Source organism: Aminobacter sp. MET-1, assembly GCF_026521175.1.
GTDB lineage: Bacteria > Pseudomonadota > Alphaproteobacteria > Rhizobiales > Rhizobiaceae > Aminobacter.
Genome location: NZ_JAMSHL010000027.1, coordinates 1 through 14,942, shown reverse-complemented (window position 1 = coordinate 14,942; position 14,942 = coordinate 1). Strand labels below are relative to the sequence as shown.

Below are 14,942 nucleotides of genomic sequence, written 5' to 3'. Positions count from 1 at the left end.
GGCTTCCGCTCGAAGCTCAGGGCTTCGGACCGGTGTCGGCCAGCAGCTTGCCAAGTTGCTCGTCGGTGAGATCGACATGATAGAACAGCTTGTAGAAGTCGCGGGTCTCGGCCTTCAGGTCGATTTCGGCCTTGCCAGGGTAAAGCGCCGAGGTGAGCCAGGAAACGCCGATGGCGCGGTTGACGCCGGGAGGCGCATCGAACCAGCCGAAGGGCAGGGCCGGTGCACGAAACACGCGACCGTCCTTCACTGCCTTGATGCCGGCCCATGAAGGGTCAGACAGCACCGACTTCTGGAACTTCGGGCTGAGCGTCAGGATGACGTCGGGGTTCCACGACAGGATCTGTTCGAGCGAGACATTGGCGAGCGAGCCCTTGCCTGCGGCTTCGGCGACATTGGTGGCGCCGACGGCGGACAGCACTTCCATATTGATCGAACCGGCGAGGCCGGTCTCCAGCCCGTCAGGGCCGCGGCCGTAATAGACGCGCGGGCGCTGGTCGGCCGGCACCTCAGCCACGACCTTGTCGAGCCGCTGCATCGCAGCTTCGGTGTAGGCGGCGAGCTTTTCGGCCTGCTCCTTTTCGCCCAGGAGTTCGCCGATCTCGCGCAGCGACTTCGGCGTGTTGGCGAAACTGCCGTCGATCAGCACATAGGGAATGCCGGTCTGTTCCTGCACCTTGTCGGCGAGCGAGGCATAGGTCGGGTTGACCGTGCCGACATCGAGGATGATGTCGGGCTTCATCGCCAGCACGGCTTCCATGTTGGCGGTGTCGCCCTTGCCGGTCAGGCGGCCATGGACGGGCAGGTCGCGATAGGGAGCCGCGATGAAGTCCTTCTCGTCGTCTTTGAACTCGCGCACCCAACCGACCATACGGTCGGGCGCGACCGAGTAGAGCAGCACCGAAGCGGGCGGGCCGGCGGCCATGACGCGGGTGATCTTCTCGGGCAGCGCCACCTTGCGGCCGGCGGCGTCGGTGAAGACGCGCTGCTCAGCCGAAGCAAGCGAGGCGAAGCCGACCAGAGCGGTGGCGGCAGCCAAGAATGAAATCAAGAGGTTGCGGCGTCTCATGCTGTCGATCTCGGGTTGAACAATGGGTTTGGATATATACATGCCAATATAACGAGCGGCGCATTGTTATGTTTGATCGAATATAACGGTCAAGGGCTTTGTGCGGCTGTGCCAGCCGATTCCAGGGCCTTCGCCTTGACCCATGGGCGCCGGTCGGAAAGGCTGGGTCGAGATTCAGGTGAACCTCAAAGGTTCAGTGAGCCAAGGAGAGACATTCATGTACACCCATATCCTCATCGCCACCGACGGCTCGGAACTGGCGCAGAAGGGGTTGGAGCACGGGCTCAGCCTCGCCAAGGGCCTGGGCAGCACGGTGACGATCATGAACGTGACCGAGCCGGCGCCAATCTTTGCCTCTGCCGGTATGTACGGCCCGGTGGCGACCGCCGAGGACATCGTGTCCTACCAGAAGGCTGGTGAGGAATACGGTGCCAAGGTGCTGAAGGCTGCCAAGGCCGAAGCCGACAAACTGGGCGTCAACGCCAACACCATCCATGTCGAGGAGATGTGGGCCGCCGAGGCGATCAACCAGATCGCCCAGGACAAGGGCTGCGACCTCATCGTCATGGCCTCGCATGGCCGCCGTGGCCTGGGACGCCTGATCCTCGGCAGCCAGACTGTGGATGTTTTGACCAACAGCAAGGTGCCGGTGCTGGTCGTCCGCTAGAGCAATTCCAGGAAGAGTGCGCAGCGGTTTTTCCGTCCGGAATTGCGCAAAAACAAAGAGATCGAGGGGTTCCGCGATTCGAAGGAAAGCGGAATTCTCCAAGAGCTTCGGCCTGAATGAGAAAAGGCCTCCCTGACCGGCGTCGGGGAGGCCTTTCTTGCTCGTTTGTGCTGTTCAGATGATCTTGCCGCGTGCCGGCACCGGCCACAGCTCCGCCGCCTTGTCCTTGCCGTAGACATAGACGCCGTCGACCATGTTGGTGACGACGCAGGCGTGGTTGGGCACGATGCGGATGCGCTGGCCGACTGTGAGGTTGATGTCGCCGTCGCAACGCAGGCGGCCATGCTCTTCCGACAGCTGATCTATTAAGATGTCGGGCCGGCCAAGCACATGGCCGTGACCGACGAGGCCGAGCAGGTCCGAGGTCAGCGTCTTTGAGCCGGCGTCGATGATGGCGCGGTTGGGTGCCGGCACCGAGACGACGGTGGCAAGCACCGTCAGCGCGCAATCGTCCCAACTGGTGACGCCGCGAGCGACCAGCGAGCGGTCGTTGTAGACATACGTGCCGGGGCGGAATTCGGTGGCTACAGGCGCCAGATGCGCCAGCATCATGTCGGGCGAGCCGCCCGAGGTGACGGCGGGAACGGCAATGCCCTTGGTCTCGATCAGCGCCTTGGCCTCGGTCATGAAGGCCTGCACCTTGGCTGCGCCGCCGACCGGCGGGTAGGTCATCAGGCCGGCGAAATGCAGGCCCGGGGCGGCATGGATGCGGCCAGCGAGTTCGGCTGCTTCTTGCGGCGAGCCGACGCCGCAGCGATCGGCGCCGGTGTTGCATTCGACGAAAACGCTGAGCGTTGTGCCGGCGGCCGCAAAGGCGGCCGAGAGCCCGTCGATCACGGTCGCATTGTCGGCGACAACAGCAAGCTTGACCTTGCGGGCGAGCGCCACGAGCGCGTGCAGCTTGTCGTCACCCAGGATGTTGTAGGTGATCAGCACGTCGTTCAGCCGGTCGCTGCCGGCGACCATGGCCTCGGCTTCCGACACTTTCTGGCAGGTGATGCCGACGGCACCCGCGTCGAGCTGCATCTCGGCGATGCGGGGTAGCTTGTGCGTCTTGATGTGCGGGCGGACCTTCAGCCCGTGGCTGTCGGCATAGGCCTGGAAGCGCTCGATGTTCCGCTTCGCCACATCGATGTCCACCAACACGGCGGGCGTCTGGATCTTGTCGAACATGCCTTTGCCTCGCCTCCAAATCACGAGCGCCGCGGACCTTGCCTCCGAAGCGCTTGACAAACAATGCCGCCTGTCGCCTTATACGTCAATCCATTATTCAGGACACATGTCCGTAATAATGGACATTGCATTAGAGAGTTCTTTTGGGAGGAACGGCGAGATGAAGATCGCACTTTCCGCGGCTGTCGCCGCGCTCGCGCTGATGGCGGCAACGCCTGCCGGCGCACAGGAAAAACAAAGCAAGCTCGATGAGGTTCTGGCACGTGGCCATCTGGTCATGGGCACCGGCAGCACCAACGCGCCGTGGCACTTCAAGAGCGCCGACGACAAGCTGCAGGGCTTCGACGTCGACATGGGCCGCATCGTCGCCAAGGCGCTGTTCGGCGATCCGGACAAGATCGAATACGTCAACCAGTCTTCGGATGCCCGCATCCCGAACATTACCACCAACAAGGTCGATCTGACCTGCCAGTTCATGACCGTGACAGGCGAGCGCGCCCAGCAGATCGCCTTCACCATTCCCTACTACCGCGAAGGCGTCGGCCTGATGCTGAAGGGCGACAGCAAATATGCCGACTATGCCGCGCTCAAGGCCGCCGGCTCGGGCGTGACTATCTCGGTGCTGCAGAACGTCTACGCCGAGGCCATGGTGCATGCCGCCCTGCCGGAGGCGAAGGTCGACCAGTATGAATCCGTCGACCTGATCTACCAGGCGTTGGAATCTGGCCGGGCCGATGCGGTCGCTACCGACCAATCGTCGCTGGCTTGGTACATGAAGCAGAACCCGGACCGCTACAAGGACGCGGGCTACGGCTGGAACCCGCAGACCTATGCCTGCGGCGTCAAGCGCGGCGACCAGGACTGGCTGAACTTCGTCAACACCGCGCTGCATGAAGCGATGACCGGTGTCGAGTTCGACTTCTACGCCAACTCCTACAAGACCTGGTTCGGCAAGGAACTCGCTCCGCCGCAGATCGGCTTCCCGGTCGAGTACAAGTAAGCTCGCCAAAAGTGGCGCGGCCCCTGGCCTGAACTCGGCCGCGCCACATCTCTCACTCGGACGGCACCATGGGTTACACCCTCAATTTCTCGGCGGTCTGGCGCAGCTTCGATCAGTTGCTGTGGGGCCTGGGGCTCAGCCTCGGCCTGGCCTTCGTCGCCATCGCCATCGGCTGCGTCATCGGCCTCGTCACGGCCTTCGGGCTGCTGTCGAAGCAGGCGTTTCTGCGCCGGCTGGCGCAAGTCTATGTCACGATCATCCGCAACACGCCGATCCTGGTGCTGGTGCTGTTCACCTTCTTTGCGATGCCGCAGATGGGCATTCGCCTCGGCAAGGTCGAAAGCTTTGTCGCCACGCTGGCGATCTATTCTGGCGCCTATCTCGCCGAAGTGTTCCGTGGTGGTCTTCTGGCTGTGCCCAACGGGCTCAAGGAAGCAGGTCTCGCCATCGGACTGACGCAGGCGCAGATACGCAGCTCAATCGTCATTCCGCTGATGCTGCGCAACGTACTGCCGTCGCTGTCGAGCACGATGATCTCGCTGTTCAAGGACACCTCGCTGGCCGCGGCAATCGCCGTGCCGGAACTGACCTTCGAGGCACGCAAGATCAACGTCGAGAGCTTCCGCGTCATCGAGACCTGGATGGTCACGAGTATGCTCTACGTCGCCACCTGCTCCGTGCTGGCCGCACTGCTGCGCCGGCTCGAGAAGCGCATGTCCATTCCGAGGTGACCGACATGGAACTCGTCGCATTCCTCGAAACGCTTTGGCTCGCCCGCATCCCGATCCTCAAGGGCATCGGCGTCACCGTCTCCATCTCGCTGCTGGCGATCCTCGTCGGCACCGTGCTCGGCATCGGCGTCGGTCTGGCGCTGACCTATGGCAAGGGGCCGGTGCGCTGGCTGGTGCGCGGCTACACTGACTTCATCCGCGGCACGCCCGTGCTGGTGCTGGTTCTCGCGAGCTACTACGTGTTGGGTACGGTGGGCATCGACCTCGGACCGTTCCAGGCCGGCGTGCTGGCGCTCGCCGTGTTCTGCTCATCGCATGTCGGCGAGATCGTGCGCGGCGCGCTGCAGTCGATCCCGAAGGGCCAGACCGAGGCCGCAAAGGCGATCGGCCTAACCTTGCCGCAGACCTTCGCCTATGTGCTCGGGCCGCAGGCCTTGCGCCAGGTGCTGCCCGCTTGGGTCAATACGGCTGCCGAGATGGTCAAGGCTTCCACTCTGCTTTCGATCATTGGCGTGGCGGAGCTTCTGCTCAGGACGCAGGAGCTGATCTCGCGCACCTTCATGAGCCTCGAATTCTATCTCTTCGCGGGCTTCCTCTACTTCGTGATCAACTACGGCATCGAGCGCTTCGGCAAATATGTCGAACGCAAGACCTCGATCCCCTCGTGAGGCCGCATCCATGACCGGCAACCTTCTCGAAATCCGCGACTTGCATAAGCGCTACGGCGATATCGAAGTCCTCAAGGGCGTCGACTGCACCATGGCCCAGGGCGACGTCATCTCCATCATCGGCTCATCCGGCTCGGGTAAGACGACCATGCTCCGCTGCATCAATATGTTGGAGGAGTTCCAGGGCGGCTCGATCCGCATCGACGGCGAGGACATCGGCTACGAGACCGTGGGCGGCACCCGCCGCCGCAAGAAGGAAAAGGAAATCGCTCGCCAGCGCGCGATGACCGGCATGGCCTTCCAGCAGTTCAACCTGTTCCCGCATATGAGTGCTGCCGAGAACGTCATGCTCGGCCTGGTGAAGGTCAAGAAGATGAACCGCGACGAGGCGCGCGGCGTCGCCGAGAAATGGCTCGACCGTGTCGGCCTGGCAGAGCGCCGCGATCGCTTCCCCGGCCAGCTTTCCGGCGGCCAGCAGCAGCGCGTTGCGATTGCGCGGGCGATTGCCATGAACCCCAAGCTGATGCTGTTCGACGAGGTCACCTCGGCGCTCGACCCGGAACTGGTCAACGAGGTGCTGCAGGTTATCAAGGACCTCGCCCGCGACGGCATGAGCATGCTGCTGGTGACCCACGAGATGCGCTTCGCCTACGAAGTGTCGTCGCGCGTCATCTTCATGAACCAGGGCCGCATCGGCGAGGAGGGCAATCCGCGCGAGATGTTCCTGAAGCCGCAGACCGAGCGGCTGGCCGAATTCCTCAAGACTTCAACCTTCAACTAGCATTCGGAGAATTGCATGACGATCAAGCGTTACGGCACCGGCCAGTCCGGAGCAGGCAAGCAGGCACTGCCCTTCGCCCGTGCCGTTGAGGCCAATGGCTGGCTCTACGTGTCCGGCCAGGTCGCCATGGAAAACGGCGAGATCGTCGGCGGCGGCATCATCGCCGAAACCCGCAAGACGATGGAAAACGTCATCGCCATCCTCGATGAGGCCGGTTATGGCCTCGAGCATGTCGTGCGCGTCGGCGTGTGGCTCGACGACCCCCGTGACTTCTGGTCGTTCAACGGCGTCTATGCCGAGTATTTCGGTGGCCATCCGCCGGCCCGCGCTTGCGTGCAGTCGAGTATGATGGTCGATTGCAAGGTCGAAATCGACTGCGTCGCCTACAAGGCGCCGTGAATAGGTAGCGGATGCGAGGAAAAGGCGGCGCATGGACGACGTACAGGACGATGTGACAAGCAGGCGGGCGCGCGGTCTCGATCGCGCTTTCGAGATCCTGACCTATCTGCGTCTCAAGCGCACGCCCTTGCGCCCCAACGAGATTGCGTCGGGCATCGGTGCCCCGCGATCTTCGGTCTATGAGCTGGTCAACCTTCTGATGCGGCAGGGCGTGCTCGAATATCGCGGCGAGGACGGCCGCGTGTTTCTCGGCCGCAAGCTCTATTTCCTCGGCATGGCCTATGCCGAGCAGTTCGATCTGATGCGCGAGTGCGACAAGCTTTTGACTCACATCGCCGAAGAGACGCGCGAGACCGCGCAGATGTGTCTGCTCGAAGGCAACAAATACACCGTTGCCCAGATGAAGGAGGGCTCGCGTCCCTTCCGCATCTCGTCCAATGTTGGTGATCCCGTCTCTATTGCCTGGACCGCGTCGGGCCGCCTGCTTGTCGCCCATATGAGCGACCAGGAAATCCTCGACTTCATCCCGAAGGAGGATTTCCAGCTGCCCAACGGCGAGTGGCTCGATCCGGCTGTTTTCATTGCTGAGGTGCGCGAGGCGACGCGGGTCGGCTATTACACCTTCAACAGCGCGGTCGAGACCTTCACCCACTGCTTCGCCGTGCCGGTTTACCAGGCCGACAACATCTGTGTCGCCACGCTGTGCCTGGTTGCGCCGCGCGAGGATGGTCTCAAGAACCACGCCAGCTACCTCAAGACGCTGCTGAACGCTGCGGCCGACCTGTCGAGCCGCCTCGGGCATGTTGCCGACGAGCATGCACCGGGCGCCGCCCGAGCTGTCGGTCGGCGCTGAGCAGCACACAACATTCTGGATACACGATGGCCGGACGCGCACTCCTGATCGGCGAATGCATGGTCGAACTTCGCCAGGCCGGCGACGGCCTGATGCGCAAGGGCTTTGCCGGCGACACCTTCAATACGGCCTACTATCTCAGAAGCTTCCTGCCGGAGGCTTGGCCCGTCGACTATTTCACCGCTGTCGGTACCGATGCCATCTCCGACGAGATGCGCGCCTTCATCGAGGGCACCGGCGTCGGCACCGGCTTTATCCGCCGCCTGCCGGAGCGCACGCCCGGCCTCTACATGATCCATCTGAAGGACGGTGAACGCAGCTTCTCCTACTGGCGCTCGTGCTCCGCCGCGCGGCTGTTGGCCGACGATCCCCAGTCACTGCGGGTGGCGATCGACGCCTCCGACACGATCTTCTTCTCCGGCATCACGCTCGCGATCCTGGCGACCGATGCGCTTGCGACGCTGTTGGCCGAGATCGGCCGCGCCAAGGCTGCCGGCAAGCTCGTCGCCTTCGACCCCAACATCCGCCCGCGCTTGTGGGACAATGCCGACAGGATGCGTCAGGCGATCTCAGCGGGCGCCGAAGCCTCGTCCATGGTAATGCCCAGCTTCGAGGACGAGCAGACGCATTTCGGCGACACTTCAGTGGACGCGACGATTGCCCGCTATGCGGGGCTCGGGGTGAAAAAGCTCGTCGTCAAAGACGGCGCGGCCGGCATCACGCTCAGCTTCGACGGTAGCCAGTCTTTCGTGCCCGCCACACAAGCGGAAAAAATCGTCGACACGACAGGCGCCGGCGACAGCTTCAACGGCGCCTTCCTCGCCAATTACCTTCAGACCGGCGATCATTTTGGCGCGGCGAGATTTGCGGCTGGCGTGGCAGCCGCCGTCATCGGCCATCATGGCGCGCTCGTCAGCCCGGCAGAGATCGATGCGAGCGAAGTGGCGGCGCACTAGGCAATGCGCCGCGTGAATTCGCGTCCCGGCGAACCGGCCGGCTCAGTTGGCATGCACCATCTTGGTGGGCTCCTCCAGCAGGGTGAATGCGTAGCTGTCGCATTTGACGTCCGGATTGGTCGGACTGAACATCCCGTTTGGATTGTCCTTGAACAGCCAGGCATGCAGATCGTAGTGGACGAACTCTCTGGGGATCAGGGGTTCGTGGCCCTCCATTGGCCCCTGGAAGGGCTGGCCAAACAGGCTTGGCCGCTCCTTGGCTGCTTCAAGCGGAACCAGCCATTCGACCGCAACAAGGCGCAGCTTTCCGCGGTGAGGTTCGTAGATCAGCACATTCGGCTTGTTGGGGTCGGGTGGGCCCTTCACCGTGAGATTGACGAAGTGGACGCCCATGGCCCCCTTCGGATACTCCATGCGTCCTTCCATCTTCTTGCCACTGTAATGGACGCAGCCGACCGTCGAAAGATAGAGGTCGCGGACCGCCACATACGGGTCCTGGTATTTGGCCAAGGCCTGGCGGGCCTTGTCGAGATCGGCTTTGCTGGCTTCTTCGGCCTTGGCGGAATTGATGGCCGGGTTCACATTCCAGATGAGAGCCAGGGCAATGATGGCTCCGCCGGCGAATGTTGCAGACTTCATGACAGCTCCTCCGATTGTGTTGTCGGGTAAGCACTGCAATCAACTGCACGATCCCGAAGTCTCGCGCTCTACGCCGCTGCTGTAAATCAATCGAATGGGGGAGGGAGCGTTGGGCTCGGGTGGCGATCACGCTTCACGACAAAAATGCTGCAAAGCCCAGTCGCGGAATGGTTTTTCGCGGTGACCTGCCTTTTCGGTATGCATTTTGCCTACACTTTGATCGGCTACCCCTTGAATTTATTGGAAAGAAATTTTACCATGGGTGAACTGATCATTTTATGAGTTGCCGCAACGAGGGATAGCTGCGTGAAAGAGGACCGTTTGTCAGCCGTGATGACTGCCGACGGCAAGAGGGCGCCGGCCCCGGTATCGACAAAGGCTCAGCCGGCACCGCTTCACCAGGACCCGCATGCCATCCGCGACACGCCCGAGAAGGTGCTCGAGGTCGCGCTCGGTCATGAGGTACGGGCCTTCCGCAAGAAGCTCGGCATCACCGTCGCCGATCTGGCGGCGATGACCAACATCTCGCTCGGAATGCTCTCCAAGATCGAGAACGGCATCACCTCGCCGTCGCTGACGACATTGCAGGCCCTGTCGCGGGCGCTGGGCGTGCCGCTGACCGCCTTCTTTCGCCGCTTCGAGGAAGAGCGCAGTGCTGTCTTCGTCAAGTCTGGCGAGGGTGTCGACGTCGAGCGCCGCGGCACCCGCGCCGGTCACCAGTACAATCTGCTCGGCCATATCGGCTCGAACACCGCAGGCGTGACCGTCGAGCCCTATCTCATCTCCCTTTCGGGGGATTCGGACATCTTCCCGACCTTCCAGCACGAGGGCATGGAGTTCCTCTACATGCTCGAAGGCGAGGTGGTTTACCGCCACGGCACCAACCTCTACCGCATGACCCCAGGCGACAGTCTGTTCTTCGATGCCGATGCGCCGCACGGACCGGAAGAGCTGACCACGCTGCCGATCAAATACCTCTCGATCATCTCCTATCCGCAGGGCAATTCGGGCGAATAGCCTTCAGTCAGCAGATCGGAATTGGGCTGGATCAGTCCTTGTTGCGCGCGGTTTCCGCGGCAAAGCCAAAATGACGCATCACCATCTCGCGCCAGTTTTCTGCGATATCGGCCTTCTCGACGGCACGGCGCATGCATGTCAGCCAGAGGTCGCGCTCGACCGGCCCGATCTCGACATGCTCGTGGATTTCCTTGAGGCGGGAATGGCCGTGCTTCTGCACATAATAGCTCGGGCCGCCGAAGAAGCCGCAGAGATAGTTGAACTGCTCTTCTCGCGAATGGGCAACGCCATGGCCACGCAGGTGCAGCCGATGCAGCAGCGCCGCGTCCTCGTCCTGCTCGACGATGTCGTAGAAGGTCTCGACCAAGCGGTGGATGGTTTCTTCGCCGCCGAGTTCGGCAAACAGCGAGCGTCGCGCGGGTTGCAGCGGTTCGTTCATCGTCACCTCCTGCGACGTGCCCGTGGGGGCGCGGCCACGCCTTCAAAAAAGCAAGGGCGGCCCCGCCGAGACGCGGAGCCGCCCTTGTGTATTCTGGCGTCTAGTCAGGGCCGAAGCCGGGCGAAGTCGGTGCGCCGTCATCATATTTCGACAGCCACTCGACCACTGTCGGCCGGTATCGGGTCAGACCCTTGTAATCGGCAAGCTCGACCGGCAGGTCCCGCAGCACGCGATGGAAACGGCGCGCCCATTTCGGCTGGGCCACAAGTTCATCCATCTTGATCAGGTAGCATCGGATCGGGAACACCAGGGCATTGGAACGCGGCAGGCGCCAGAAACTCTGCAGTTCGACGCGCAGATGCACCTTGTTACCGACATTCTCCGGCGTCACCGTCAGCCGGTCGGTGCCCCATTTGTGGAAATTCTCGGGGCTGGTGTCGAGACGCGGATTGATCGTCATCGTCCAGTTGAGGCGGCGCGCCGGCTGGCCCTGCTGGATGTTGGTCAGGAACTTCAGAGCGCGGGTGAAGATGCCCTTTTCATGCGCCAGCGGCACCGGTGCGTGCCACTCGAAGAAGTTCATGCCGATGTCGAAGTCGAGCGACCAGTCGGCCTGGGTGGTGACCATGCCGGCGTCCATCCAGAGATTGCCATCGCGCTGGTCGAGGATGGCGAAATCGCCCTGGCTCTGGCGGGTGATGTATTCCATCGGCCCATAGGGCAGGGTGGAGACGTCGCCGAAGGTGAAGGTGTCGTCGATGCCGAGCGGACGATTGATCCAGCGCCAGCGGTCGCCGTCGCGGGTCAGCGAAAAATGCTCGGGATAGCTCTTGGCTTTCTCGACCATCAGGAGCTCAAGCAGGTCCCAGCCGGCCAGCGTCATGTGCGGCAGCGACTGGCAGCGCAGCGGATCTTCCGCCAACACCAGTGCGCGGTCTTCCATCTCGGAGATGTAGTGCTCGTCGACGTCGATCAGATGCTCGAACACGCTATTGCGCGGACCCGGCACATGCGGCTCGATGTTCACCGCATACATGTATGCGTCTTCGTTGAACGGGAACGGAAACCGCCTGACCTGCTCCGGACTGTTCTTGAAGCTGAAGTCGTCGCGGAACGTTTCTTTCCTGAAGTTGATACCCATGAAATCCTCCCTGTTCCGGCCTGATGTCAGCGTTCGAGAACCAGCGATCGTCCTTCGAAACGCGACACGCACGGCATGATCTTCTTGCCCGAGCAGTGCTCCTCGGCACTCAGCCAGTGGTCGTTGTGCTTGAACGTGCCGTCATAAGAGACAACGTTGGTCTCGCACTGGCCACACACACCGCCGCGGCAGAGATAGGGCGGGTCTATGCCGGCTGCTTCCATCGCTTCGAGCAGGCTCTGCTGCTCGCCGACATGGATGTCCTTCTTGGATACGGCCAGCGTGACGTCGAACGGCTTGCCGGGCTGAGGGGCCGCGAAATGCTCGAAATGCACGGTTTCGTCGGGCCAGCCGTGCTGGGCCGCGGTGTCGCGCACCCATTTGATCATGCCGGCCGGGCCGCAGACATAGAGATGCGTGCCAAGCGGCTGGGTTGCCAGCAGACGGTCGAGCGGAATGCGCTCGTTGCGGTCGTCGTAGTAGAGGTTGACGCGATTGCCGTAGCGGTCGCGCAGCATGTCGGTGTAACTGCCCAGCGCTTCGCTGCGGCAGGTGTAGTGCAGCTCGAAATTGCTGCCGGAAGCAGCGAGTTGCGCTGTCTGTGCCAGGAACGGGGTGATGCCGATGCCGCCGGCGATCATAAGGTGCTTCCTGGCGCGCAGGTCCAGCGAAAACAGGTTCACCGGATAGCTGATCACCATTTCCATGCCGCGCTTGACGCGGTTGTGCATGAACAGCGAGCCGCCGCGACCGGAATCGTCGCGGCGCACGCTGATGGTGTAGTCGCGCGTGTTGAGCGGCGAGCTCATCAGCGAATAGGGGTTGAGCCTGGTCCGGTCGCCGTCGCGCATCTCGACCACGACATGGGCGCCGCCTGAGAAGGTTGGCAGGCTCTCGCCATCGGTGCGCTCGAAATGGAAGCGCTTGACCAGTTCGTTGACCGCGACCACGTCGGTCACGGTGACGTTGAGTTTTGTCGTTCCCGCGCTCACCGGAAAATCTCCTCCTTGTGAGGCACCTCGGTCGGATCCTCGGCGTTGATGCAGACGCCCTGGAACGCTGCCAGCCGCCGCGAATAGTGGTCGCGGACGAGCAGCAGCAGCCCGCAATGCGAGCAGGTGGCGGGCTGGGTGGTGACGTTTTCGGTGATGCCCTTGCAATGCACGCACTGCATGCGGCGGGCCAGCGATCCACGCTGCTCGGTCTGGATCGAGGCGTGGTCGATGCCAGCCTCGAGCGCTGCCTGCATCACCTGGCCGATCAGCCCTTCGGTGCCTGCCAGATAGATGCGCAGGCCCATATGGGCGTTGGCGAGGGTCCATTTCAGTCGCGGCATGGCTGCCGCGACTGACGGGCCTTCGTAGTACTGGGTCGGCTTGAGCGCCTTCAGGCTGTCCTGGAAGCGGTTTTCGGTGCGGCCCGGTATGAACATGATGTGGGCACTGGCGAAGAAGCCTTCGGGCGCCTGCCGCGCCAGGTCCAGGATCGCGGACGCCCCTTCGGCGTCCGCTACGAGAAGATGGCTGCTACCGGCCTGCGGTGACAATGTTCCGTAGACCGGCCGACTGAGGATCGTCTTCACCGGTGCACTTTCCAAGGTTTCAGCCCTTCGCTGTCCGCTTGAGCTTCTTGGGATCGTCGAAGGGCAGCGACTGGGCGGTGGCCTTCACGGTGCCGCTGGCGTTGCGGATCTCGAGCGGGGTTCCGACGATGGCGCAGTCGACGTCGAGCCGGGCGATGCCCATCGACTTCTTCACCAGCGGCGAATACATCGCGCAGGTTACCACGCCGACCTTCTTGCCGTCGCGCCAGATCTCGGCGCCTTCGTCGGCGGCCTTGTCGCTGTCGAGCAGCACGCCGAAAATCTTGAAGCGCTCCTTGCCCTTTAGGCGGTAGTGCTCCTCGGCGCCACGGAAGCCGGTCTTGCCGGGGCTGACGGTGAAGTCGAGGCCGAGCTCCCACAGCGTGTCGCCGGGGCCTTCATTGGCGAAGGGATACTTCTGCGAGTTGTCGTAGGGGTAGAACAGGAGGTAGCTTTCGACGCGCAGCATGTCGAGCGTGGTGAAGCGCGTCGGGATGATGCCCATCGACTTGCCTTCGGCGACGATGGTGTCCCAGATTTTCGGCGCATCCTGGCCGCGGCAGAAGATCTCGTAGCCGCGCTCGCCGGTGTAGCCGGTGCGCGAGATCATGACGGGCAGGCCGAACAGCTGGGTCTGCATGTGGTGGAAGTAGTTGAGGTCGCGGATACCGGGCACGTGCTTGGCGAGGTAGTCGACCGCGAGCGGGCCCTGCAGCGACAGGTCGTGCAGATTGTCGTCGAAGCGCACCGAGACGTCGCGGCCGATCGAGGCGCGGGTCAGCTCCTCATGGCCCGATCCCGAGCCGTGCACGACCATCCAGGAGTTGGTCGAGATGCGGTAGATGACGCAGTCGTCGGTGAACTTGCCGGCGTCGTTGAGCATGCAGGCATAGACCGACTTGCCTGGATAGATCTTCTCGACGTCGCGGGTGGTGCAGAGGTCGATGAGGTGCGAGGCGTGCGCGCCGGTGATGTGGACCTTCTTGAGGCCCGACACGTCCATCAGGCCGGCCTTGGTGCGGATCGCCAGATACTCTTCGTCCGCGTCCTTGTCGTAGGACCAGGCCGTGCCCATGCCGCTCCAGTCTTCGAGCTTGGAGCCAAGGGCGCGGTGGCGGTCGGCCAGGGTCGAGAAACGCCAAGAAGCTGTCATCGGTAATTCTCCTCCGTTTGTTCCACTCCGCCTATGTTGGCGATCCTGCCTTCAGGCGGACATTGTTGGGGACATATTGAACCGAAACTTGCCCCCAGGGCAATATCCAAGTGCAAGAAATTTTACTTACAGGCAACTTTTCTTGGGCTGGTTTTGCTTGGCTCGACTATCGGCGCAGCGCAGGCAGGAGACGCCGTACCTTCGGCGGGAACGGCAGAAGAGATCGGCACGAGGTGCCCGCCAACGATGCCGTTGGAAAAAAAAGGGCCTGGCACAAGGTGCCAGGCCTTGAAGGGCGCTCCAGGCCTGGGGGACAGGTGGGTGGGGAGGAGCGCCTTGGGAGAGTGAAGCTCGCTTCGGAGTGCCGCGAGCCTTGGTGACGCGCGGCATTCCCAGTCATTTGACCCTTTCCGAAGATCGAAATCGTTCGTCGGGCCGATCGGTTCTCAGAACAGGCCTTCGATCTGTCCCTGTTCGTTGAGGAAGATCTTTTCCGATGACGGCGCCTTTGGCAGGCCCGGCATGGTCATGATCTCACCGCAGATGGCGACGACGAAGCCGGCGCCGGCCGACAGCCTGACCTCACGCACCGGCACCACATGGTCGACGGGGGC

Annotated in this window: 18 protein-coding genes; 9 read left to right on the top strand and 9 right to left on the bottom strand. The window is 62.6% G+C overall.

Going from position 1 to position 14,942, the window contains the following annotated elements; all coding sequences use genetic code 11:
• Positions 1-16: 16 nt before the first annotated feature.
• Entirely contained in the window at positions 17-1,069 is a 1,053-nt protein-coding gene (locus NDO48_RS25705; RefSeq protein WP_051091939.1) for an iron ABC transporter substrate-binding protein, read from the bottom strand.
• Between the two features lie 217 nt (positions 1,070-1,286).
• Between NDO48_RS25705 and NDO48_RS25700 the strand changes: the two genes are divergently transcribed.
• On the top strand, positions 1,287-1,736 hold the full coding sequence (locus tag NDO48_RS25700; RefSeq protein ID WP_018426492.1) for a universal stress protein: 450 nt from the start codon (positions 1,287-1,289) through the stop codon (positions 1,734-1,736).
• Between the two features lie 174 nt (positions 1,737-1,910).
• On the opposite strand, the gene NDO48_RS25695 is transcribed toward NDO48_RS25700, so the two are convergent.
• Positions 1,911-2,969, bottom strand: coding sequence for a D-TA family PLP-dependent enzyme (locus tag NDO48_RS25695; protein ID WP_018426493.1), 1,059 nt, complete (start codon positions 2,967-2,969; stop codon positions 1,911-1,913).
• Between the two features lie 160 nt (positions 2,970-3,129).
• Between NDO48_RS25695 and NDO48_RS25690 the strand changes: the two genes are divergently transcribed.
• From NDO48_RS25690 to NDO48_RS25660, 7 genes are all read left to right on the top strand, one after another.
• The gene (locus tag NDO48_RS25690; RefSeq protein WP_018426494.1) at positions 3,130-3,969 is read left to right on the top strand and encodes a transporter substrate-binding domain-containing protein; all 840 of its coding nucleotides are present in this window, start codon (positions 3,130-3,132) and stop codon (positions 3,967-3,969) included.
• Positions 3,970-4,037: 68 nt separating this feature from the next.
• Positions 4,038-4,700: an amino acid ABC transporter permease gene (locus NDO48_RS25685; protein ID WP_018426495.1), complete on the top strand. Its 663-nt coding sequence runs from the start codon at positions 4,038-4,040 to the stop codon at positions 4,698-4,700.
• Positions 4,701-4,705: 5 nt separating this feature from the next.
• A complete protein-coding gene (locus NDO48_RS25680) occupies positions 4,706-5,368 on the top strand; it encodes an amino acid ABC transporter permease (protein WP_026226888.1) in 663 nt (220 codons plus the stop codon).
• Positions 5,369-5,378: 10 nt separating this feature from the next.
• On the top strand, positions 5,379-6,149 hold the full coding sequence (locus NDO48_RS25675) for an amino acid ABC transporter ATP-binding protein (protein WP_018426497.1): 771 nt from the start codon (positions 5,379-5,381) through the stop codon (positions 6,147-6,149).
• A gap of 15 nt (positions 6,150-6,164) precedes the next feature.
• On the top strand, positions 6,165-6,548 hold the full coding sequence (locus NDO48_RS25670) for a RidA family protein (protein ID WP_018426498.1): 384 nt from the start codon (positions 6,165-6,167) through the stop codon (positions 6,546-6,548).
• 31 nt (positions 6,549-6,579) lie between these two features.
• Positions 6,580-7,401: an IclR family transcriptional regulator gene (locus NDO48_RS25665; protein ID WP_018426499.1), complete on the top strand. Its 822-nt coding sequence runs from the start codon at positions 6,580-6,582 to the stop codon at positions 7,399-7,401.
• A gap of 26 nt (positions 7,402-7,427) precedes the next feature.
• Positions 7,428-8,357, top strand: a complete 930-nt coding sequence (locus NDO48_RS25660) for a sugar kinase (RefSeq protein WP_018426500.1) — start codon at positions 7,428-7,430, stop codon at positions 8,355-8,357.
• Between the two features lie 42 nt (positions 8,358-8,399).
• Here NDO48_RS25660 and NDO48_RS25655 read toward each other — a convergent pair whose 3' ends face one another.
• Positions 8,400-8,996: a hypothetical protein gene (locus NDO48_RS25655; protein ID WP_018426501.1), complete on the bottom strand. Its 597-nt coding sequence runs from the start codon at positions 8,994-8,996 to the stop codon at positions 8,400-8,402.
• A gap of 333 nt (positions 8,997-9,329) precedes the next feature.
• Here NDO48_RS25655 and NDO48_RS25650 point away from each other — a divergent pair, with 333 nt between their 5' ends.
• Positions 9,330-10,013 (top strand): helix-turn-helix domain-containing protein, encoded by a 684-nt coding sequence (locus tag NDO48_RS25650; protein WP_018426503.1) that lies wholly within the window; start codon positions 9,330-9,332, stop codon positions 10,011-10,013.
• A gap of 31 nt (positions 10,014-10,044) precedes the next feature.
• On the opposite strand, the gene NDO48_RS25645 is transcribed toward NDO48_RS25650, so the two are convergent.
• From NDO48_RS25645 to NDO48_RS25620, 6 genes are all read right to left on the bottom strand, one after another.
• Positions 10,045-10,452 carry a group II truncated hemoglobin gene (locus tag NDO48_RS25645; RefSeq protein WP_018426504.1) on the bottom strand — a complete coding sequence of 136 codons (408 nt, stop codon included), beginning with the start codon at positions 10,450-10,452 and terminating at the stop codon, positions 10,045-10,047.
• A 100-nt stretch (positions 10,453-10,552) separates the two neighbouring features.
• A complete protein-coding gene (locus NDO48_RS25640) occupies positions 10,553-11,593 on the bottom strand; it encodes a heme-dependent oxidative N-demethylase family protein (RefSeq protein ID WP_018426505.1) in 1,041 nt (346 codons plus the stop codon).
• A 26-nt stretch (positions 11,594-11,619) separates the two neighbouring features.
• Positions 11,620-12,585 carry a PDR/VanB family oxidoreductase gene (locus NDO48_RS25635; RefSeq protein WP_018426506.1) on the bottom strand — a complete coding sequence of 322 codons (966 nt, stop codon included), beginning with the start codon at positions 12,583-12,585 and terminating at the stop codon, positions 11,620-11,622.
• Positions 12,582-13,175: a dimethylamine monooxygenase subunit DmmA family protein gene (locus NDO48_RS25630; protein WP_040456017.1), complete on the bottom strand. Its 594-nt coding sequence runs from the start codon at positions 13,173-13,175 to the stop codon at positions 12,582-12,584. The genes NDO48_RS25635 and NDO48_RS25630 overlap by 4 nt, the downstream gene beginning before the upstream one ends.
• Positions 13,176-13,194: 19 nt before the next feature.
• Entirely contained in the window at positions 13,195-14,328 is a 1,134-nt protein-coding gene (locus NDO48_RS25625) for an aminomethyltransferase family protein (protein WP_018426509.1), read from the bottom strand.
• A gap of 446 nt (positions 14,329-14,774) precedes the next feature.
• The coding region (locus NDO48_RS25620; RefSeq protein ID WP_267322566.1) for a formate--tetrahydrofolate ligase at positions 14,775-14,942 on the bottom strand (168 nt) is incomplete at its 5' end.